The sequence below is a fragment of the Vibrio sp. DW001 genome (assembly GCF_029016285.1).
Lineage (GTDB): Bacteria > Pseudomonadota > Gammaproteobacteria > Enterobacterales > Vibrionaceae > Vibrio.
The window spans coordinates 1,402,947-1,423,854 of sequence record NZ_CP091976.1 but is presented as its reverse complement, the minus strand read 5'-3'; the positions used below and the strand labels follow the sequence as shown (position 1 = coordinate 1,423,854).

Genomic DNA, 20,908 nt, shown 5'->3' with positions numbered 1-20,908 from the left:
TTTAGGCCAGTTTATTCACTGACTCATTTTGTATAGATATAGACGCCGCTCGCCACTAAACCTTGCTGGAAACTGCGTGATTAATTCATTGTCTTTTAACTCTGTATTGGAAAGTCGCCATGCTCGATCGCTTTCTTTATTGAGTGCTATTGCGCTGCTTGGGTAATACATGTCGAACACCACACTATCTGTCAGCCGATCTTTTAGCAGATTGACGCCATAGTTGGAGCCTACAAACTGATTATCAGGGTGTTTATTTATCCACCGTATAGCTTGCTGTACGGGGGCGACGTCAGGTCTTAAATTGATGCTCTGCCAACCTATGATGGCAAATCCACATAACAGGAATGCAGACGCGACTAGGGCTGTATTTCTTTTTGTATTCAACAACTCATTTAGTTGAAGCGATAACACAACACAAAAAAGTAGGACGACAGGAGCCCAATGTCGTAGGTTTTCTGGGTTTTGGGCCAATAGCATCCAAACCAAATAGACCAGACCTATGCTCGCTATAATGCCTTGCCAGCATTGGTCCTTGCCATCAAGTTTGTCACTCGTAGTCATGCCAGAGAACCTGTAAAAACTTGAGAGTCCATATAGAAGAGAACAAAGTATCAGTATTAGGCTCAATGCAGAGTATTCATTAACGAGCACATCTACCCACTGAATAATGCTGGCGTCTTGCGTTGAAGCGGTATTACCCCAGATAGTGAAATGCCCCGTTGTAAAACGAATACCTTCTTCTATGTACGCGGCACCGTCTTTGATCCAAATAAATAACAGACTTAATGCTCCTATCACCGCCACACTAACGCCCGCTTTTAGGTATACCGATACTCTTAACCCTTTTGCTTCGGTTGCCATAGGAACCATCAGAAAGACCAACGCCAAAGGAAAATAAGAGGGCCTCGTAGACAACATCAAACCTATCCAAACACCCGTGAAAATATAACGTTTATCAAACGCCATCAGTAGAGCGAACAATAGGCACACCAAGGCTAAAGAATCCGAGAGTCCATTGAGTGCGAGTGCCCCCATTATCGATTGTGTCATCACCAACATCCCCGCTAGAGCCGCCGAAAAAAATGATTGGCTAAGCTGCTTCACAAGCACAAAGACGAGAAGAGGGAGCAAGATTACTGACACAAACGAGACCACTACATTTGCCGCTACGACTTCTGGGCCAAGAATCGAGGCCAACCAACTGGTACCAACAAAGGTCGGATACCCGGGAAAATGCGGACGAAACTCTAGCACTGAAAATCGCTCAATCGCCCGATAAAAATTGAGGGCATCATCACTATTCAATTGAAATGGGTAGGCGAACAACCACATCACCCAAACAACATAGATGAGGATAAACTGTATGCTCATTGCACGACCTAGACGTTCCAGCATCAGTGTTGTCTGACTCCCTGAATCGCGCTGAGTAATTTAGCCTGCTCTGCTCTAAACTGCTCTTGATTCGCAGGTGCTTGACCCACCCCAAACACGCCCGGGTTACCAATTGATTCCAAAACCCCTTGTATCGCTTGGTTGGCCTGATCCCGCTGAGCGCTTGTCAGTTTTGGCATAATAAGATCGAGAAATAATTTACTTTTTACCACGAGTACCTTGGCGACTTGATAATCTGTCAGGTTGTTTTGTGCCCCCTCTAAACGGCGGACAATCTCCTCGACGACGGCATGATCAATTACCGCTTCAATTTTTACCCCATCTTCATTCTCTATTGCTGCGTTTATTGGTGTAATAAGGTCCACATTGTGATCACTCAACAGATAATCAAACTCTTCTTTTAGTCCCAAAACCGCGTTTTCAACCGTTGAATAATCATTGGCTTGCAACGCTTGCAATATCACTTCTCTGCTATCTATCAGGGGTTCTTTACCTGCTGCTGCATAAGAATACGCAAACGAAACCGAAGGTAAGGACATCGCGACAAAAAAAACAAAAGAAAACAAAGTTTCCTTACAGCCATGGGTAAACATCATCTAACTACTTCCTTAATCCAATGGTTCAACGTGTTTCAAGCGAGATAACGACTCGTTAAGCCACACTCTGAACCTCTATTACTATATTTTCATTTCGATAATCAAAGATCTCACGACGACGATCTACACCATCGATGATGGATTGCGCGGCCATCAGACCCATCTCCATCGCCGTATCAGTAAATATGTATCTAAACGTGCCTTGTCGGCCCGTCATGATCAGATTTTCAAACTGGGAAAGGTGGGTTATCGCGGCTTCACGCTTCTCTTGATACCCCATATCCATAAGCGGATAGGCGTGTTCGCTGTATGAGGTAAAGAACTCGCCAGTCGCCAAACTAGGGTCAACCTTAAGGGTTTGAAGATCATGCAAAACCTTATCGCGAAGCTTTTCTCCTTCCATTGACCACACCTCATCATCTTTATTACATGGAATCTCAACCATGACCGAGGTTCTTCCTTCGGGAGCCATATACGCTGAACGGCGTTTCGGCTCCTGAAGTCGAGTACCAATAATTTCCGGGTCTGAAAGGTATTGCCACGTATTATCGGAGATATTGTCTGTCTCCATTGGCATATTCATAAAACGCAACGAACGAAAACTTAAACCGCTATCAAAGCCTGTCAGCTTTGTCATTATCGGGAGTGGCAAGGTGGCAATGATGTTGTCTGAGCCGATGGACTCTTCTTCATCATTGGTCACAAACTTCACCGCTTCAATCTGATTCTTCTCAGACAGCACTAAGCCCGTGACTTCAGCATTAAAGATTATCTTCACACCACGATTTTCTAGCTCCGTTCCTAACTGGCTATATAGCTGACCAAACCCCCATTTAGGGTATCGATATTGACGAGCATAAGTACGCACATTTGAACGCTTGCCCGGTAACATACGACGAGCGATATCTTTCAAATCAATAAGACTGATGCGCTGTGAGGCCCAATCTCCTGATAGATTTTTGGGATCGATTCCCCACAGTTTCGCGGTATAACCTTCAAAAAAATGTTTATAGAGTGTTTTACCAAACCGGCTCTCGATCCACTGCGCAAAACTGACCTTTGACCGTGTTTGTGGCTTGGGCTTAAAGAGTTGTTTCACGAGGTCAAAGCCACCGCCGATTAATAGCGACAACGGTGCATTTTTTATTAGGTCGCTCAGTACAAGAGGGTATTGATAAATTCTCCCTCGATACCGAATAACGCTGTTTCTTTGCGCATACAGCAACTCTTCTCCCATAAGTTGGTCTACAAATGAGAGCAACTTAGGGTTCTTAGTAATAAAACGATGACCACCAAAATCGAAACGATAGTCACCATGCTTACCGGTGAATTTTTGGGTGGCACACATACCGCCAGCAAAATTCTCTTTTTCGATAATAGTGACATCAAAACCCGCGTCCACGAGCTCCCAAGCCGCCATTAAACCAGCAGGCCCAGCCCCCAAAACTACCGCAGATTTTTTCTTACTGTCATTCATGCTTTTTTGTATCCTTGCTGCCAAAAACGAACGAAAATCAACATATACATTGACCATACGGTGAGCGGCAATAAACCAGGTGAAGAGTTGTAACCAAATAACGCTCTCAAAAAGGTACCAAACACATCTCGGTCATCCAGAATATGCGATATATCAAAAACCTGCGGATAGTATATAGGGATAAGATGACCCGCCTGCAACATATTGATTGCAGAAGAAAGCAAACCAGCCGCAATAATAATAATGAGTAAACTCGTCCATTTGAAAAAAAGAGCCAATGGTACTCGCTTGGTGCTTTTCATCATGAACCAGACCAAACCATACGCCACAAATAAGCCCAAAAGGCCACCCAAAACCGCGTCCTCTGCGCTTAGCTCTCCAAGGCTGGAATACATCAATGCAGAGAAAAACAGAATGGTTTCAAACCCTTCACGAAGAATGGCAAGCATAGCCAGAGATACCAACCCAATCAGGTTACCTGTTGTCACCATACTGCTGATGTTTTCTTGCATCTGTGCCACCTGATTTTTGGCCTGATTCTGCATCCAGATAGCCATATAAGTCAGTACGACCGTGGCAAACAGCAATATCCCCGCCATTAGGTAGTTTTGGTAACGTTCGTTGCTAAACTGGTCCACGACCACTTGAAAAACAAACGCAATCGCTAGGGACATAACGAGACCGACAAACACACCTATATAGATATATTTATTTAAGTGACGAGCATTAAGCTTCCCTAGATAGGAAAGCGCGATACCGACTAATAAAAAGGCTTCTAACCCTTCTCTTAGAGTGATAAGAAAACTTGCAAACATAAATCCTCAGTGTCTTTCAATGAAACGTACTGTTTCTGTTCTAATCCCAATCGTATGGTTAGTGGGTCAACATAAATTTACGCCCACAGCCCTTAATCGTTGGTGTTATTTATTTTTTATAATTTTTAATACGCTCCAGCGCATCGCGTGCCTAAACACCAACGGAGCAAGTAACCATGACGAATAAAAGTGAACGTCGGCCATTAAATTACCAATTGTGTTACCCGGTATACCGAAGAAAAAAAGATAAAATCCTGTTGATGTGCAGATCACTAAGAGCCATTCAATTATCGACCCTGTTTTACGAAGAAATGCTTTCTTACTGCCACTAATTAACCTGCGGTGAGCAAGCCAAAATGGCGCCATGATAACAACAAAAAGGGTGAGCCCAACCAACATATGGAGAAGTAATGTAATGCGTTCTACTTGCCAACCTACATCCAATCTATCCCATAACAAAAGGCCAGAAATAAACATAAGGTAGAGCATCCCTTCTGCCCATTTATGATGATACGCAAGATAGAACCACCAGCGGCTAAACATCCCTTTGTCTGAACCTTTTTCTGCAATCAGATGACTCGACATTTTTCTACCTATATACAGTCAGTTTTATTACATAGTCATTTGGATTAAATGCGCTCATATTTAATACCACCGAATCGATTTTTGAAACGACAAAAGCAGCGACAAAATATCGCTGCTTAAATCGAATAAACTAGGTTAGCTTTTACTTAACACTGGCCTTGTTTGCCATTGTCATTGCCGTACCAAATTTACCACCAGCAGCAATAATCTGTTGAACACCATCTTCATCAGTATCGGTTGAGTTATTGCCTTTAAGTTGGTTTTCTCCAGAATCACCCATCCATTCGGCCAATTGCATCCCGCCATTAATGACGCCTTTAAACCAACTAACATAACGATTGGTTAATGCTGATAACTCAAGCGCAGGTTCAGATTCACCTTCTTCATTTTTAAGGTGAAGAATCGCCTCACGCAGACCGGCAGAAATTGCAGCCGCAGTGTATGGCGTATGGATAGTCTCTGTGCCCGGAATCGTCGCCCACGTATTGATTTTTTCATCAAACATGTTCTTTTCAACTGCGAGATAAATTGAGCGAGCCGCTTGCTTATATTTGTCATTTTCTGTCGCAAGGAATGCGGCAACTAAGCCACGAATTGCTGCAAATTGAGAATCCAACGATTGCTTGCTATCTACGCTCATCTCTTTGTCTAACGTTAAACCGTCGTGTACCAATCCATTTTTACCAACCAAGTTCATTAGAATGAAATCGGCTTGCGCTTGAATCATTTCTAGCGCTTTTTTACCTTGTTCAGATTTAAGGTTCAGGTCACCTGACTCTGCTGTCGCATAACCGACAGGTAACGCATCCTTCGCACGCTGGTAAACCGAAAGTGCAACCATTGAGTAAGCCGCATCGTAAAGATCAACCTTGTTGCCCATTTTACCGTTGTTGAATTCGGTTACGAACGTGCCTTTATCTTCATTAAAATGAAGCGCAGCAATGTTTTTAAACAACAAATTCGAGATATTATTCGCAAGTGAGAATGCATCTGTACCGACAACATCATTACTCGTGTCGGTATCTGTATTTTCTTTTGGTGCTGCGGCGAAAGGTGCACCGTCAAATACGGCATTAAATGCTGGATTCTGTGCTGTGTTCGCTGTGCGCTGATCCGTATAAGCGAAAAACTCCGCCGTTGGCCACAACATTAACCATGTGTCACGTAACTGAGATGAGCCGTCACTTACCTTAAGCGATGTAATGGATTTGACTTGATTCTCGGTACCTTCATTCACAGCAACCTTATTAGCAAACCAAACGGGGCCATTTTTAGGGTCGTAATCTGGACCAAATTTAGCACCTAAATTCTTACCGTCGAACCCTAATTGTGCTTGCATGATTTGAAGTTTATCGATAGACATTTCAGTCAACATCATGCCATTAAAGCCATCGGCCGCTGAAACGCCCAAGCTATGAACGCCATCTTGATCCATCACGGCAGAATCAGCTTCTACTTCTTCGTCGGTTTCAGTTACATGCATACCACCAAGGAAATCTTGAGACCACATCACTTCTTTAAGGAAGATGCCGCCCGTTGCCGCTGGGTTCAATGTTTTATCAAATGAACTTGGATCCCAAGCCAAAGATTTGTAGTCACGGAAATAGGCAGGTACAACAACCTGAACCTTTTTGCTCGCTCCTTTTGCAGTGGTAATTTCGACTTCATCACCGTTGACGGTTGTTGTGTCTGGAGCCTGTGTAAATTCTGGGCTACCAGAAATATAAGGGATAGAAATTGGGTACATATTTTGCGGAACTTCATTCACTGGGAAGCCAACTGCATTGGCCATTTCAATCACGCGCTTACCCAAGTTCTCCATCTTTCCGCCACGACTGCGGTTTAGAGGACCATTAACAATATGAGGACCCATTTGAGATTGATAATTTAATGCATACATCGCTTCTTCTGAGTATTCATAACTTTCAATACCAGCGGCGAAGTCAAAAGGGGTTGGGTCATCAACAATATTCGGGTCTAAAACATCTAAATCTAAACCAAGAGATTCGGCTAAAGGCTCTCCTGACAATTCGAACTCGGTATAAGCCAAAAAGCTCCCTGCGGGTTGATGCGTGACATCTAATATAGTGACTTGAGGCGCTGCAGAAGAAACTGACGTAACTACGGCAGCAGATACAGCTAAACTTAAAATGCTCTTTTTCACTAGAAATCCTTATTTTTCTTGGTTAAGTTATTCATTAACAAATTGACGATCGAAATGATAGTGAGATTGATTCGCATTTAATATACCACTTTAGAGGTAAATGTATAGTCTCTTTGTTCTAGATCAAACAAAAATGAGTATTATTACCATTTGGAGGTATGCGGTCAGAAAAATTATGTAGTAGGGAGGTGTTAAGAACGCTTAATTATGAACCAATTCAATTATCTGGGAAGTAAGTGACGTTAACCAACTGCCTTGGCCAAATAAGATGCCATCTCTTTTTCCGGCACCATTCCTCCTCCCGTGGCCCAAACAAGATGTGTGGCATTTTCCATTAACCGATCATCTAAGCCCAAGCGTTTCTGGTATTCACTCGCGTTCGTAACAATAATGGGACCCAACATTCCGGCCAATGCGGAAGGTTCGAGTTGAATCCCTTCGCATTGGTCGAGTTGACCTAGAAAACGATACATTCTCTGGTCTGAAATAGTGTAGTAACCATCAAGCAATCGTTCCATTGCTCGACCAACAAACCCAGATGCCCTTCCCACTGCCAATCCATCTGCCGCCGTTACATTATCGATGCCAATATCTTGTACACATATTTTATCGTGAAGCCCAGTGTGAACACCAAGCAACATACAGGGAGAATGTGTCGGTTCTGCAAAAACACAATGCACGTGATCACCAAAGGCCATTTTTAGTCCAAAAGCAACGCCTCCAGGACCACCACCGACCCCACAAGGCAAATAGACAAACAGTGGATGATCTTCGTCAACGATGATACCCATTTGGTCAAACTGCGCCTTTATTCGTTCCCCAGCGACGGAATAGCCAAGAAAGAGTGTCTGCGAGTTCTCGTCATCGATGAAAAAACAGTTCGGATCTTTTTCGGATTCTTTACGACCTTGCTCAACTGCCACACCATAATCTTGTTCGTATTCCACAACATTGACACCATGGGAGCGGAGCTTACGTTTCTTCCATTCTCGTGCTTCAGCGGACATATGAACTGAGACAGAAAAGCCCATTTTTGCGCTGATAATTCCAATAGACAACCCAAGGTTACCAGTAGAACCAACGGCAATACTGTATTGACCAAAGAAGGTTTTCAGCGCTTCAGTCGACAGTTTCCTGTAGTCCTCTTCTTCAGAAAGCACCCCGGCGTTAATAGCCAGTTTTTCGGCGTGAGTTAACACCTCATAGATACCACCACGCGCTTTTATTGACCCAGATATAGGAAGGTGGCTATCTTTTTTTAACATCAACCGGCCGAGAATTGGCGTCGTATATAGCCGCTCCATTTCCGCTTTCATTTGCGCTATTTCCACCACTTCCGACTCTATTATCCCTCTAGAAGCAGCGGTTTCCGGAAAAACATCAGCAATATACGGTGCAAATCTTTTAAGTCGTTGGCTCGCATCGCGTATATCTTTTTCATCAAGACCGACAAAAGGTAACGCAACTTCTAGAGTGGTACTGTTAGGGTTGAACCAATGGATCTCTTCCAATGCAACCAATTGCTTTAACAGTGGGAATTGACTCTCCAGAGAATGCTTGTCATACGTAACCATGTCTTGTCCTTTGAATAAACAACGCTATTTTTTTAATTCTATATTGTTTAGTAACTTGCGTACCAGAAAATCAAGTTGCTCAACATCTTCTTGCTTAAACCCATCTAAATAAGTGGTGTGTAGATCTTGGAACTGCTCGACCACTTCTTCTATTAGTTGCTCGCCTTCGACGGTTAACCTCACCATTTTAATTCGCTTATCATGGTTGCTTTCTACCCGGGTAATAAAGGCCTTTTTTTCTAACCTATTCATCACTTTGGTCAATCCACCGGAGCTAAAAAGCATGTATTCACATATCTCGGTTGGCATGAGTTCGTACGGAGCAGCCTTGTTGCTTCTGCGCAGTGCGGTTAATAGATCAAAATCTGAACTATAAAGGCCGTAACACGCCATTATTGACGCTTTGTCAGCGTTGATATGCTCCTCAATACGACGAATTCTTGGGAAAAGCGGATAAAGAGATTGAAAGGCGGTTGGCCAGTTCTCTTTCATCAGGCTGATGAAGTCATCAACGTTTAAATGTTTGTTCGACATAATGGACCTCAATAATTTTCCAAATAATATCTTTCCAGAAAGATTAATTCAAGTTATTATCTTTCCAGAAAGATAATATCCCTCCCCCTTTATCGTTATAGGGCAAGTTCGGATAGTAATTAAACCCGGCTAGAAACTAAGAGTAACCGTTATGTCTCAAAAAACGTTTGTCATATTAATGGCAATGATCATCGGAGTATCCCCATTTGCGGTAGATACTTACCTTCCTGCCATGCCTTATATGGCGGAGTTTTTCAATGTTGGACCCGACGAAATTGCCACCACAATCAGCTTCTACATTTTTGGCATGGCGATCGGTCAGTTAATTGGTGGCCCGCTCGCTGATCGCTTTGGCAAAAAGCGCATGATAATTTTAGGGCTGTCCATATACTCCGTAACCACACTCATTATAGCCCAAGCAGACAGCCTATTAACGGTACAAATTATGAGAGTGGTCCAGGCGATAGGTGGCGGATTTTCCGTCGTCTGCGTACCTGCACTCATTCGTGAGAGAGCGACAGGTAATCAAGCAGCCAAAATGTTTGCGCTCGTTACACTTATTTTGGTTGGTGCGCCAGCATTAGCGCCGAGTATTGGTGCACTGATACTTTTGGTAGCGGATTGGCAGGTTATCTTTTATGTCTTGTTCGGTTACGGTATGTTGGTTATCTTGCTCACGGTATTAAAACTTCCAAATGACAAAATTGAACATCACCAGACATTGTCAGTAATAGAAAGATACCGGTTTGTTTTACGCAACAAACCCGCTCTTCGGTATATCGGTGTACAAGGTTTTTCACAGAGCGTAATGATGATATTTATCACCAACGCATCCTTTGTTTATCAGCAATATTTCGGTCTTGACGATCAGGTATTTGCCCTCGTATTCGCTGCCAATGTTGTGGCAATGGCCGTCATCAATAGAGTAAACAATTATCTACTCTCTACCTATATGGCCAACTTTCTATTGAAATGGGCATTGCGCTTCCAATTCTTATTTGTAGCTTTCTTTGTTTTATTGACTTACCTCGATGCCCCTGTAGAGATTCAAGCGATCAGTGTTATCTGCATGATTGGCTCGTTGGGTGCATCGATGCCTAACTGTAATGCCATATATATCAGCCATTTTAAAGAACATACCGGATCTGCTTCCGCCTTATTTGGTGCAAATCAGTTCTTTATTTCGTCCATCACAGGCTGGCTAACGACCGTTTTCTATGACGGTAGCCTTTGGCCTGTTGCCGGTATGTTGATGTTTGTGACGATCGCTGCAAACCTAATTATGCCTTCTATTAAACATGAAAATCCTTTGATTCGTTCCAATCAATAGGCGCAGCTTAAGCACTTCGTAGAGATATTATGCCTGTGTTTTTCTAACCTGAGCAGGGCTGCATTGATAACGCTGATTGAATGCTCGGCTCAACGCTTCTTGACTACCGTAGCAATATCGTTGAGCCACCACTTTTACTCGGTCTCCTTTCTCTAAGTCTTGCCTTGCAAGTGAAAGTCGCCAATCACGCAGGTATTGAGCGGGGGTGTGCCCTACTCGTGCTTTAAAGCGCTGCATAAATTGACTACGAGATAGTCCTGCAGTATCAGCAAGGTCTTCTACCCTCCAGTCAAACTCTGGCTTTTCATGTATCGCCACTAAGGCTTTGCTTAGACGCTCGTCTGCGAGACCCGCTATCAGCCCCGGATTATCAGCATGCTGCCTCATTACCTTTCTAAGCATAATGATAACCATAACCTCAAATAATTTTTGCAATGTCGTAGCTTGACCACAACGCTGTTCGTGGATCTCGCCAATAATGAGCTGCGCGAGGTCTTTCAAATTACTCTCTTCATCAATTGAAAGCGTTACTCTACTTGGTAACGCCCTCGCTAGCGGGTTGGATTTCCCACCTAAATCAATCGATGCCGCAACCATTAATTCACCGTCCACAGGCATATCATCGAGGTCATCTCTTGCTATTGGCCAAAACACAATTCGATTTAATTCACCATTTTTCGCATCAGACAGTAAAAATAAGTTGGCACAGTTCAAATCGCAAGCCACTTCTGCTTTAAGTTCAAAGCGAGCGATAAGCGCAGATAGACGATCAAGTTTTGCCATAAACAACCTCTGGAATCCATTTAAATGAAATATGCAAAATCGGACTAATTATCATAACAACTGGACATAATAATGACATTTTTATTGCATTCTAACAATCAGATACACTAATTATGTTTACACCACAAAAAATGACACTTTAAGGATATGGATACCATGAACAAATCGATAGATTATTACTTCACCAGCATTTCCCCGTTTACCTATTTTGGCCATTCACTATTGCTTCAGATAGCAGAAGAAACCAACGCCAGTATTCATTTTAAACCTTTTATAATTCGTCAAGTTTTTGCGACAACAGGCACTCTACCAATACATGAACGCCCTAAGTGTCGACAAGCCTATCGTTTGGTAGAGATAAAGCGATGGGCAGCGAAACGACAGTTACCTGCAAACTTACATCCAGCCCACTTCCCAACGGACCCTAGCCTTGCAGACAAGTGCATTATTGCTCTACAAGAAATGGACATTAATGCCGGTGAGTTTGCCGGTCTAGCACAAGCGGCATGCTGGTCGCAGGAACAGGATATTGCAGATGAAGCGGTGTTACACACGATACTGACGGAACTAAAACTTAACGCAGATGCAGTCATCACCCAAGCCAAGACAGAGCAGGTCCATGCAATCTATGAAGCCAACACCGCCGAGGCCATCGAACAAGGTGCACTTGGTGCCCCTGCTTACTATTATAATGGTGAGCAATTCTGGGGACAGGATAGATTAGAGCTTCTCAAAGATGCGCTCATCTAATAGGACACCATAAAACTCAGTAACCGTGATACCAAACTGGACAATCAACGGGTCAGCAACATGGTCGTTATGAGCCTACATCAATGGGCAGGGAGGCCCATTGCTATGTTTACAATGCTGTCTTAAGTGGTCAGCGGAATGACATTCATGTTGATCTCACACTTACCTAGCTTGGTATTATAGCGGTTTAGAAAACTGTGATAACTCATCGGAAAAACTAGTCAGTGCCCGTAACTTGAAGCTCTCATGGTGAATCGTCGCTTTTTGCACCCGATCAATACGGAAGGTCCGAGGTGCATCGCGAAAGTGGTCCCAAGAGATTAAATACCACACTGGCCAGTTAAGAAAAAGATAATGAATTTCTATTGAGCGAATGGAGATCACTCTATCGGCTCGTTGGTACTCAATTTCGATCTGTTTGGTTTCAAAGAAACTTTGCAGTATTACTGAGCTACTTTCTCGTTGAAATTCATTTTGATAGCCATCCAATACCTGAGCTGATGCCTGTTCTCCGACTAAAATCCGTTCACGGAGCTGACGTATCGTTGGTCTCATTGCGTCTGGAAATGAAGCAAATAGCTTATTTCGCACTGAACCTAAGTGACCGAGCAGCAACGGAGAGTCCATCTTTTCCAGCACGCTTAGTGCTAATAATAGGTCAATCACTTCGCGATAATTAAGCGCCAAGCGACCAATTCCCCAACGCGGATATAAGCGCACACCGCCGCCTCGACCTTGTTCCGTTTCTATTGGATAACCTTGCTCTTTTAAGATCTGTAGATCCCGCATCAATGTCCGCAAACTAATACCTAGCTCCTGCGCCAAGATTGTCGCCGTAAACGGATCGCCCGATTTTAACCTTCCTAGCAACTGATCTAACCGCGCCATTTTTCCTGATGTTGAACCCCGCCCCATTAATATGTCCTATTTTGTCATATTAAAACGTAATCTAGCACAGCACTGAGAAACCAGTCAAAACTCAAATGACACAACCTTGGAGAATAAAATGAAGACAGATGGAAATATTACGGTTGAGTGGGCACCATTCAAAACCTCACCTGAGGTAACAGAAAATCAACTGTTAGAAGCCGCTGAGCAATTTGAAAGCCAATTTCTCAGTCAACGAGAAGGGTATATCCGTCGTGAGCTTCTAAAGGGGAAAGAAAATAACTGGGTTGATCTCATCCATTGGCAATCGGAAGAATCCGCAGCACAAGCGTTTTCTGTAGCAAGTAAGAGTGAGGTTTGCGGACAGTATTTCTCTTTAATGCAAGCCAATGAGAATGGTGAGAGTGGCGTGGCGCATTTTACGCAATTAAGCCACTGGAATTAAACCAGACAATACGCATTTTTGTTTAGTATTATAGATTCCACTTATTGCTCAGTCGGACAACATTCGTTTGACTGAGCAACATGATCCACTCTTCTTTAGGTTACAACAATGATTGAAATTCCAGACTATTTAGACCCTCAAATTCCAACGGCTTCACGTGGTATTGTTAAAGGTGTTCCACTTAAAGAACAGCTGAATGAGAAAGCAATTGGATTTATGGCTCGAAATATTGAGTTGGTACATTCTGAATTTGATGCTAAAACGTTCGCTAAACAGGCTATTAACGGATTGGAAGCACTATCAATCATGGGGCGCGCTAAACACATTGCAATAAGTTTACGCCACACCTTACCGAGCAATTACAGCGACGCAATGGACATAATCGTCGCCAGTATGTTACCCCCTCCCAAGCCAGATGAAACCTTAGGTATCGCCGCTTTTTACTACCTCCCCTTTAGCACCTACATTGCCGACTATGGACTTGACCCAACGTATAACGACGGAGACGATCCGTTTGATGTATCGATTCAAGCACAGGTCGAGTTAACCAAACGTTTTACGGCTGAGTTTTCGATACGTCCTTTTCTTATCGAGCAGCAAGAAAGAACGCTAAACGTGCTTAACAGTTGGTTAAACGACCCAAGTGAAGATGTACGTAGGCTCTGCTCGGAAGGTTCACGCCCTAAATTGCCATGGGGAAAAAACATTCCGAATTTCATTCAGGATCCGTCGCCCATCATTCCCATTCTGGAATCGCTAAAAAACGACTCCAGCCTTTATGTCCAAAGGAGTGTGGCTAACAGCTTAGGCGATATTGCAAAGGACCATCCTGATCTGGTGTTTGAATTGTGCGATGAGTGGCTGAGATCCGCCAATAAAGAATTGAAATGGGTTATTAGGCACGCTGTACGCTATTACGCAAAGAAAGAACACCCGAAAGCGCTCGAACTAAGGGTAAAAGCGAAGGTTTAATTTGATGGTTTCATAAGACCTTGAATGAATTTTTGATATACAAGGCCAACAAAGACAATCACCACAGCCCCGAGCAAGACCGGGTTGATTAAAAAAGTCCAGCTCGGGTGTATTAGCATAATCAGAATAGGATTAGCACCAGCGGGTGGGTGAGTCGTTTTTGTGGCTAACATGGCAAATACACCCATTCCTGTCGCTAGCGCTAGTGCCCAATATTCGGCGCCAACATACCGGACAAACACCAAGCCAATCACACCCGTAATCAGGTGACCAAAAATCACATTTTTAGGTTGTGCTAAAGGACTAGCTGGCAGACCAAACACCAACACAGTCGTCGCACCGAAGGGGGCCATTAACCATAGGTCCAGCCCGTAGTATTCTCGCAAATAAGCTAATATAAGAATAGTTAACGTAGCGCCAAATCCAGCGGTTAACGCTTGTATCAAGTTTTTCATGTTCGTCTCTTTTTTGGAATGATTGATCATCTAGATATTGATCGCTATAGAGCCATTTTTTGCTCGCGATACACACGGGCACATCAAGCTCTCTCGTTCCAACACCGTTAAACAGTTGTCTCTATGTTCGACCTCACCCTGCTCTATTTTGACGACACAGCTTCGACATTCTCCCGCATTGCAGCTACTAGGGATAGCAATGCCCTCTTCTAGAATTGCCTCTAACAAACTCTGGTTATCCGACACCTCTACAGTAACGTTTGACTTAACAAGCTCCGCCATAAATGCGTGCGTATTCGTGGTAGACTGCGCCGAAAAGCGTTCATAATGAATACGCCCTATATCTACGCCTAGCTTTGTCGCCACCGCGAGCATTTCATCGACCAATCCCTGTGGACCGCAAACATAGAACACACTATTTTCAGGTGCTTGAGTAAGAACCTTTTCACAACTAAGACGCTGTTTAGCCTTCGAGTAATAGAAATGAATTTGACTGCCAAACTCCCTTGATAATCGATCCTGAAAGGCCATCTCACTTCGTTGCTTTCCAGCGTAATGAAGCGAAAATTCACTTCCTTGCTTTGTTAGCTGCTGAGCCATCGATTTGATTGGAGTAATACCAATACCTGCTGCGACCAATACCGCTGGTCTGTTATCCGTATGAAGCTCAAAAAAGTTTTCCGGCAAACCACAGTTAAGATTCAAACCTAGAGTAAACTGTTCGTGAATCGCCTTAGAACCACCTGTTCCCTCAAGATCTTGTCTTACCGCGATCTCATAGATATCTCTGCGACTGGGGTTAGAACAGACAGAGTAACGACGTGTTATTCGCTCACCGTTTTCAAGGACGACGGGGATAGACAGATGTGCGCCAGCCGACACAACAGGCAGTGGAATATCGTCTCTATGACGCAATTCGAATGCTCGTATATGTGGAGTCAATTGTCGAATGCCAGTAACAACCAAAGGCAGTTCACCCGCTCCAACACTATCTGGCTTATCTTTGTTAATCGCCATCGACTTTAACCGTTTGTTCTCTGCCAAAAGCGGCGTGATCACATCCGACATTTCCAATTCTGTAAATCGAGGCGTGATGTATTTAGGGCAGTTCCAATCAAATGCTTCCACATGAATAACAAAACCACGTTCTACCGCAGCCGGGTACCCTTCAACTTCCAGACGGACTAAAGTATCCCAGTCATCATCGGCGACCTGTTCAATCCTGCCGCTCAGTTTGAGTCTACGTTGATTGGGATAATCCATGAAAAATAACGACACTCGATTATTTCCACGAAAGTTACCCGCGCTCACATATTGTCGGTTACCACTAAAATCAGCAAAGCCAAGCTTGTTACTGTCGAGTACGCGCATAAACCCTTGGGGCCCACCGCGATGCTGAACATAAGGCCAACCCGCATTGTTAACACTCGCCATATAGAAACTATCTCGTCCTTCAATAAATGACGCTTCGACATCGGAGAACAGAAAGTTATAGTCCTCGCCATGTTCCATTGACTCGTAGCCACTGCGACTGCCCATTTCACGTTGTACCTGCTTAACATCACTGGTAAACATCAACTCTGCGTATTTATGTGGCATGTTCTGCCCCTCATTAATTTTATTACACCCGAGCTTTCATGAAACCTAATTAAAAAAGCTCGAATCTATTTCGAATACTCACTACCGTATTACGCGTTATATAAATCAATCTTTGGAAAATCGATTTCTACTCGGCTCGCCTTACCTAAAATAGTGGTCAATACATTCATACCTACGTGGGTAATAATTTCTACGATTTCCGCATCGCTATACCCTGCATTTCTGACCTGCAATAACTCCGCTGTCGATACTTCGCCATTTTTATCGGCTAATGAGCGAGCAAATTTTACCGCTATTGCCGCTTTACTGTCTTCACTGCTCCCTTTTCGGTTTTCAAGCATCTCGCTATTGGATAGACCCACTTTTCGACCGATAGCAGTATGTGCAGATATGCAATATTGACAGGCATTTTGTTCCGCCAACCCAAGCGCTATTCTTTCACGCGTTTGCGCATCTAAGCTGCCATCGCCTGCAATAGTATGTAATCCGAGAAACGCCTTTAATGCTGCAGGCGAATTGGCAAATACTTTTAGAAAATTAGGGATGGCACCCAGTTGTTCTTGGATAGCGGAGTAAAGTTCTTTTTGTTCGATATTTGCTTGATTTTCTGACACTAGATTGATGCGGCTCATGTGATTTCCTTTTAATTTGAATAGTGACACTCAACCAACATTTTTATGTGTGAGTGTTAATTAGTGAGGCCTCCTTCACTCGACGTAAACAGTTTGCCAAAAATCGTTTGAGTAAAGAATATCTATAATGCACAATTGATTATTCCACTAAATGGAATAATAGGATGGCAATATGGACCAACTGCACCTCATGCGAGTTTATGTAGCGGTAGCAGAGAATGAAGGTTTTGCGGCGGCAGCACGGTTTTTAAATATGTCTCCACCAGCAGTAACCAGAGCCATCTCTTCTTTGGAGGAACACTTGGGTATAAAACTGCTCGCCCGAACCACTCGCTATGTACGAGCAACGGATGTCGGTCTACGTTATTTAGAGGACGCTCGTCGGATTTTGCAAGACGTTGAACTTGCCAATGAAGCGGCGATTGGCATCAACTCTGAACCTAAAGGCGATTTGAGTATTACCGCACCCGTAATGTTTGGTCAAAAGCATGTAATGCCAGTGGTGGTGGAATATTTAAACCGTTTTCCTGAAGCCAATGTTAACGCGGCTTTTTTGGATAGGACCGTAAATCTACTAGAAGAAGGGTTCGATGTGGGTATTCGTATTGGAGAATTAGCAGACTCAAGTATGAGGGCGCGAAAGATAGGAGAGGTTGATTTGATACTCGTGGCCTCGCCCGACTATTTAGCGAAAACTGGTCGCCCTGTAACGCCAAAAGACTTGAAGCATCACACGATTATCAGTTCTTCTTCAAACAACTTCTCTCGTGACTGGTTGTTTACGTATAACGGTGAAAAAACCAAGCTTCATGTTCAGCCTCGGCTTACCGTGACGACTAATCAGTCCGCTATAGAAGCGGCGAAGGCTGGGCTTGGCATTACCCGAGCCGTTTCCTATCAAGTCGTCGAGGAGCACAAAGATAATCGTCTCGTCACGGTATTAGAACCATACCAACCGGCCCCGTTACCCATACACATTATTCATCGAGAAAGTCGATTTTCGTCGTCGAAAGTGAGGAGTTTTATCGACCTTATGGCTGAACGATTTAGAACAGATTAAGGTCGATATTGTTGGCTAAAGAACCGACTTAACGAGCTGCTGCTCGACAAGCGCTTTCCAATAACTCACACCCTTGATTAAAATATTGTCATTGAAATCATAATGTGGGTTATGGAGAGCAGTACCGCCGCACTCACCCTGTCCATTGCCTACCAGAATGTAACAACCTTTAACTTCTCTAAGCATGAAAGAGAAGTCTTCACTAATGGTGAACGGTTCGCAATTTCCTACCACATTATCCTCACCGACAACCTTAGTAGCAGCGTTAATCGCGTGTGCCGTTTCTTCTGGAGAATTGATGGTGGATAAAAACGTATTAATAAACTCGTAATTATAGTCAACACCCGCGGACATACATTGCCCAGCGACGACTCTTTCAATCGCTTTCTCTATTTTATGCAAAGCAGAATCGGTAAAGCTACGAGTGTCACCTTTTATTTTTACACGAGAAGGGATGACGTTTGTCGTTCCATTCGTTGTAAATTCAGTAACGGAAATCACGGCGACTTCATCGATAGAGCTTAAATTCCGAGAAACGATCGTCTGCAATGCGGTAACAATTTGAGCGCCAACAACGATTGGGTCTGTGCCCATATGTGGTAAAGCAGCGTGCCCACCGGTGGCTATCACATCTATTTCAAAACTACTTTCACTCGCCATTATAGAACTAGGTCGAGTAACGAACTTTCCTTCTGGAATGCCAGGAAGGTTATGCATTGCATAGATTTCATCAATCTTCCACTTAGTGAAAAGGCCATCAGCAATCATTGCTTTTGCCCCTACGCCATGTTCTTCACCCGGTTGAAAAATAAAATAAACGGTGCCATCAAAATCTTTTGTTTCAGAGAGTGTTTTTGCTGCACCCAACAACATTGCCGTATGACCGTCATGCCCGCAAGCATGCATCACTCCATCGTGGACTGAGGCATGAGCAAATGTATTTTTCTCTATAATATGCAGCGCATCCATGTCGGCTCTTAAACCAATTGAACGCTCACTATCGCCACATTTTAAGATGCCCAACACACCTGTTTTACCAATATTACGATGAACATCGATGCCAAACTCTTCGAGTTTTTCAGCAACAAATGCGGATGTGAGCTCTTCTTCAAAGCCAAATTCAGGGTGTTTATGAATATGGTGACGCCATTCGATAACTTGTTGTTCAATTGTCATCTGAACCTCTCATGTTTTATTTAGTAATAAACCCCTAACCTTGCTTGAAAGTTAGGGGCTTGCTGTATCATTGTGGGTTTATTAACTCACTTCTTCAGCTTTTGATAGATTTACTTTTGCAGACTCTGTTGTTGCAGACTCAGTGGTGACGACCGCATCTTCAGCGAATTCTGCACGGAACATCTTGAAGGTACTCCAGATACATAGGAAGAGTACAAACATCAATGGAAGTGCAAATATCAAGCTGATACTTTGCAACATATCGATACCGGTCTTCGTCGCCATCATCAATGTTAGTGCCATTGCACACTGTGCGATAACCCAGATGATCTTCATCTTGTTACTTGGGTTTTCAGAACCATCTTCACACATACTCGCTAAAGTAAACGTCGAGCTGTTTAGTGAAGTAATGAAACAAGTGAATAGAGCAATGACAACACCAATTGAGATAACCGTACCCATTGGATAGTCTTGTAGCACTATAAAGGTTGCTGCTTTAGATGATGCTGCAGCGGCTTCTAGTACTTCAGGTGATGATTGAATACCGATGGTTCCGAAGAATGCAACCCAGATAAAGATACCGATACATGGGATAAGCATAGAGCCAAGGACAAACTCACGTACTGTACGACCCTTAGATACACGAGCAATAAACGGACCGACAAACGGTGCCCATGCGATAGCCCAAGCGTAGTAGTAGATAGGCCAACCACGGATCCAACCTGCTTCTTCATCTGCCGCAAATGTTGGCAACATCAATGCATCTTTAAAGAAATCATTTATGTAGTTGCCTAAAGAATCAAAGTAAACGTTGATCATCATGGTCGTTGGACCAACAATCGCAACAAGAATAATCAAACCAACGAGCAGATATGCATTGTAGTCAGATAGGAGCTTGATACCTTTTTCGAGACCCGTTGTTGTGCATATAATAGTAATAAATGCTACTACACCAACCAGTAAGAAAATAACCCAAGGTGCATCAGGTGTACCGAATAGGTACGAAAAGCTGATACCTAATGATAATCCGGTTTGACCAAGAGACGTTGAGATACCAGCAATCGCACCAAATACACAAATCAAGTTAACCAGTTTACCCAAGTTACCATTTGCTTTACCACGGCCCCAAGGAATAAGAATATTACTGATAAGACCGCTTTCATTCTTACGGTACATCAGGTAACCAAGAACAAGACCAACAACAGAGAATGCTGCCCATGCTTGAATACCTTGGTGAATGAAGCTCTGCTTCATCGCAAACTCAGCGGCTTCCGCAGTTTGTGGGTCGATACCTGTTGTAGATAGTGGGTGCATATAATGGTAAACAGGTTCTGCAACACCCCAATAAAGCATTACTGTACCCATACCAGCGGAGAACAGCATACCAATCCAGGAGAAAGTGCTGAATTCAGGTTTAGCATCATCAGGACCAAATTTGATGTTACCGTACTTACTAAATGCAAAGTAAAACATCACCATTACATAAGCAAAAGAACCTGCCATGTATATCCAACCAAATGTGTCGGTTAGATAAGTCATTGTTCCGATGCCTACGTTGTACAGCTGTTCAGGGAATAAAATTCCCGTTGCTACAACAATAAAGATAAAGCAAAGCGTACTAGTAAACAGCATCTTGCCTTGTTTGAGTTCTGGTTGATTCGCTGACATAAATAGGTTC

The 20,908-nt window shown here is 43.4% G+C and carries 20 protein-coding genes; 5 read left to right on the top strand and 15 right to left on the bottom strand.

Annotated elements, in window-relative coordinates; translation table 11 throughout:
• Positions 1-15: 15 nt before the first annotated feature.
• The 8 genes from L3V77_RS23795 to L3V77_RS23760 all read right to left on the bottom strand — a co-directional run bounded on the left by L3V77_RS23795 (position 16) and on the right by L3V77_RS23760 (position 9,140).
• Complete coding sequence (locus L3V77_RS23795) at positions 16-1,374, bottom strand: hypothetical protein (protein WP_275137296.1); 1,359 nt, start codon at positions 1,372-1,374, stop codon at positions 16-18.
• A 23-nt stretch (positions 1,375-1,397) separates the two neighbouring features.
• Positions 1,398-1,991 carry a hypothetical protein gene (locus tag L3V77_RS23790; RefSeq protein ID WP_275137295.1) on the bottom strand — a complete coding sequence of 198 codons (594 nt, stop codon included), beginning with the start codon at positions 1,989-1,991 and terminating at the stop codon, positions 1,398-1,400.
• Positions 1,992-2,046: 55 nt separating this feature from the next.
• On the bottom strand, positions 2,047-3,468 hold the full coding sequence (locus tag L3V77_RS23785; protein WP_275137294.1) for an FAD-dependent oxidoreductase: 1,422 nt from the start codon (positions 3,466-3,468) through the stop codon (positions 2,047-2,049).
• Positions 3,465-4,283 (bottom strand): FTR1 family protein, encoded by an 819-nt coding sequence (locus L3V77_RS23780; RefSeq protein WP_275137293.1) that lies wholly within the window; start codon positions 4,281-4,283, stop codon positions 3,465-3,467. Before L3V77_RS23780 ends, L3V77_RS23785 begins: the two co-directional genes overlap by 4 nt.
• Before the next feature lie 105 nt (positions 4,284-4,388).
• Positions 4,389-4,868 carry a hypothetical protein gene (locus tag L3V77_RS23775; protein WP_275137292.1) on the bottom strand — a complete coding sequence of 160 codons (480 nt, stop codon included), beginning with the start codon at positions 4,866-4,868 and terminating at the stop codon, positions 4,389-4,391.
• A gap of 142 nt (positions 4,869-5,010) precedes the next feature.
• On the bottom strand, positions 5,011-7,032 hold the full coding sequence (locus tag L3V77_RS23770) for a hypothetical protein (protein WP_275137291.1): 2,022 nt from the start codon (positions 7,030-7,032) through the stop codon (positions 5,011-5,013).
• Between the two features lie 242 nt (positions 7,033-7,274).
• Positions 7,275-8,606 (bottom strand): D-serine ammonia-lyase, encoded by a 1,332-nt coding sequence (locus L3V77_RS23765; RefSeq protein WP_275137290.1) that lies wholly within the window; start codon positions 8,604-8,606, stop codon positions 7,275-7,277.
• Between the two features lie 24 nt (positions 8,607-8,630).
• Entirely contained in the window at positions 8,631-9,140 is a 510-nt protein-coding gene (locus L3V77_RS23760) for a MarR family transcriptional regulator (RefSeq protein ID WP_275137289.1), read from the bottom strand.
• A gap of 151 nt (positions 9,141-9,291) precedes the next feature.
• Here L3V77_RS23760 and L3V77_RS23755 point away from each other — a divergent pair, with 151 nt between their 5' ends.
• Positions 9,292-10,470, top strand: a complete 1,179-nt coding sequence (locus L3V77_RS23755) for a multidrug effflux MFS transporter (RefSeq protein WP_275137288.1) — start codon at positions 9,292-9,294, stop codon at positions 10,468-10,470.
• Between the two features lie 27 nt (positions 10,471-10,497).
• Here L3V77_RS23755 and L3V77_RS23750 read toward each other — a convergent pair whose 3' ends face one another.
• Positions 10,498-11,253 carry an AraC family transcriptional regulator gene (locus L3V77_RS23750; RefSeq protein WP_275137287.1) on the bottom strand — a complete coding sequence of 252 codons (756 nt, stop codon included), beginning with the start codon at positions 11,251-11,253 and terminating at the stop codon, positions 10,498-10,500.
• 156 nt (positions 11,254-11,409) lie between these two features.
• Here L3V77_RS23750 and L3V77_RS23745 point away from each other — a divergent pair, with 156 nt between their 5' ends.
• Positions 11,410-12,003: a 2-hydroxychromene-2-carboxylate isomerase gene (locus tag L3V77_RS23745; protein ID WP_275137286.1), complete on the top strand. Its 594-nt coding sequence runs from the start codon at positions 11,410-11,412 to the stop codon at positions 12,001-12,003.
• Positions 12,004-12,180: 177 nt separating this feature from the next.
• On the opposite strand, the gene L3V77_RS23740 is transcribed toward L3V77_RS23745, so the two are convergent.
• Positions 12,181-12,918, bottom strand: a complete 738-nt coding sequence (locus tag L3V77_RS23740) for a WYL domain-containing protein (RefSeq protein WP_275137285.1) — start codon at positions 12,916-12,918, stop codon at positions 12,181-12,183.
• A gap of 91 nt (positions 12,919-13,009) precedes the next feature.
• Here L3V77_RS23740 and L3V77_RS23735 point away from each other — a divergent pair, with 91 nt between their 5' ends.
• Positions 13,010-13,336, top strand: a complete 327-nt coding sequence (locus L3V77_RS23735) for a hypothetical protein (protein WP_275137284.1) — start codon at positions 13,010-13,012, stop codon at positions 13,334-13,336.
• A gap of 108 nt (positions 13,337-13,444) precedes the next feature.
• On the top strand, positions 13,445-14,308 hold the full coding sequence (locus L3V77_RS23730) for a hypothetical protein (RefSeq protein ID WP_275137283.1): 864 nt from the start codon (positions 13,445-13,447) through the stop codon (positions 14,306-14,308).
• Here L3V77_RS23730 and L3V77_RS23725 read toward each other — a convergent pair.
• From L3V77_RS23725 to L3V77_RS23715, 3 genes are all read right to left on the bottom strand, one after another.
• Positions 14,305-14,763, bottom strand: a complete 459-nt coding sequence (locus L3V77_RS23725) for an HPP family protein (protein WP_275137282.1) — start codon at positions 14,761-14,763, stop codon at positions 14,305-14,307. The genes L3V77_RS23730 and L3V77_RS23725 overlap by 4 nt on opposite strands.
• Positions 14,764-14,793: 30 nt before the next feature.
• Positions 14,794-16,362, bottom strand: coding sequence for a 2Fe-2S iron-sulfur cluster-binding protein (locus L3V77_RS23720; protein WP_275137281.1), 1,569 nt, complete (start codon positions 16,360-16,362; stop codon positions 14,794-14,796).
• Between the two features lie 89 nt (positions 16,363-16,451).
• Positions 16,452-16,994 (bottom strand): carboxymuconolactone decarboxylase family protein, encoded by a 543-nt coding sequence (locus L3V77_RS23715; protein WP_275137280.1) that lies wholly within the window; start codon positions 16,992-16,994, stop codon positions 16,452-16,454.
• 172 nt (positions 16,995-17,166) lie between these two features.
• Between L3V77_RS23715 and L3V77_RS23710 the strand changes: the two genes are divergently transcribed.
• Entirely contained in the window at positions 17,167-18,054 is an 888-nt protein-coding gene (locus tag L3V77_RS23710) for a LysR family transcriptional regulator (protein ID WP_275137279.1), read from the top strand.
• 15 nt (positions 18,055-18,069) lie between these two features.
• Here the strand turns inward: L3V77_RS23710 and L3V77_RS23705 are convergent, their stop codons facing one another.
• Both L3V77_RS23705 and L3V77_RS23700 read right to left on the bottom strand, forming a co-directional pair.
• Entirely contained in the window at positions 18,070-19,230 is a 1,161-nt protein-coding gene (locus L3V77_RS23705; protein WP_275137278.1) for a M20 aminoacylase family protein, read from the bottom strand.
• Between the two features lie 81 nt (positions 19,231-19,311).
• Positions 19,312-20,898: a BCCT family transporter gene (locus tag L3V77_RS23700; protein ID WP_275137277.1), complete on the bottom strand. Its 1,587-nt coding sequence runs from the start codon at positions 20,896-20,898 to the stop codon at positions 19,312-19,314.
• Between the last annotated feature and the right edge of the window lie 10 nt (positions 20,899-20,908).

Excerpts from the sequence above, each read along its gene's own strand:
- L3V77_RS23725 (WP_275137282.1), bottom strand. The coding sequence starts at position 14,763 with ATGAAAAACTTGATACAAGCGTTAACCGCTGGATTTGGCGCTACGTTA.
- L3V77_RS23780 (WP_275137293.1), bottom strand. The coding sequence starts at position 4,283 with ATGTTTGCAAGTTTTCTTATCACTCTAAGAGAAGGGTTAGAAGCCTTT.
- L3V77_RS23720 (WP_275137281.1), bottom strand. The coding sequence starts at position 16,362 with ATGCCACATAAATACGCAGAGTTGATGTTTACCAGTGATGTTAAGCAG.
- L3V77_RS23700 (WP_275137277.1), bottom strand. The coding sequence starts at position 20,898 with ATGTCAGCGAATCAACCAGAACTCAAACAAGGCAAGATGCTGTTTACT.
- L3V77_RS23755 (WP_275137288.1), top strand. The coding sequence starts at position 9,292 with ATGTCTCAAAAAACGTTTGTCATATTAATGGCAATGATCATCGGAGTA.
- L3V77_RS23740 (WP_275137285.1), bottom strand. The coding sequence starts at position 12,918 with ATGGGGCGGGGTTCAACATCAGGAAAAATGGCGCGGTTAGATCAGTTG.
- L3V77_RS23715 (WP_275137280.1), bottom strand. The coding sequence starts at position 16,994 with ATGAGCCGCATCAATCTAGTGTCAGAAAATCAAGCAAATATCGAACAA.
- L3V77_RS23790 (WP_275137295.1), bottom strand. The coding sequence starts at position 1,991 with ATGATGTTTACCCATGGCTGTAAGGAAACTTTGTTTTCTTTTGTTTTT.
- L3V77_RS23745 (WP_275137286.1), top strand. The coding sequence starts at position 11,410 with ATGAACAAATCGATAGATTATTACTTCACCAGCATTTCCCCGTTTACC.
- L3V77_RS23730 (WP_275137283.1), top strand. The coding sequence starts at position 13,445 with ATGATTGAAATTCCAGACTATTTAGACCCTCAAATTCCAACGGCTTCA.
- L3V77_RS23735 (WP_275137284.1), top strand. The coding sequence starts at position 13,010 with ATGAAGACAGATGGAAATATTACGGTTGAGTGGGCACCATTCAAAACC.
- L3V77_RS23785 (WP_275137294.1), bottom strand. The coding sequence starts at position 3,468 with ATGAATGACAGTAAGAAAAAATCTGCGGTAGTTTTGGGGGCTGGGCCT.
- L3V77_RS23775 (WP_275137292.1), bottom strand. The coding sequence starts at position 4,868 with ATGTCGAGTCATCTGATTGCAGAAAAAGGTTCAGACAAAGGGATGTTT.
- L3V77_RS23710 (WP_275137279.1), top strand. The coding sequence starts at position 17,167 with ATGGACCAACTGCACCTCATGCGAGTTTATGTAGCGGTAGCAGAGAAT.
- L3V77_RS23705 (WP_275137278.1), bottom strand. The coding sequence starts at position 19,230 with ATGACAATTGAACAACAAGTTATCGAATGGCGTCACCATATTCATAAA.
- L3V77_RS23760 (WP_275137289.1), bottom strand. The coding sequence starts at position 9,140 with ATGTCGAACAAACATTTAAACGTTGATGACTTCATCAGCCTGATGAAA.
- L3V77_RS23765 (WP_275137290.1), bottom strand. The coding sequence starts at position 8,606 with ATGGTTACGTATGACAAGCATTCTCTGGAGAGTCAATTCCCACTGTTA.
- L3V77_RS23750 (WP_275137287.1), bottom strand. The coding sequence starts at position 11,253 with ATGGCAAAACTTGATCGTCTATCTGCGCTTATCGCTCGCTTTGAACTT.
- L3V77_RS23795 (WP_275137296.1), bottom strand. The coding sequence starts at position 1,374 with ATGAGCATACAGTTTATCCTCATCTATGTTGTTTGGGTGATGTGGTTG.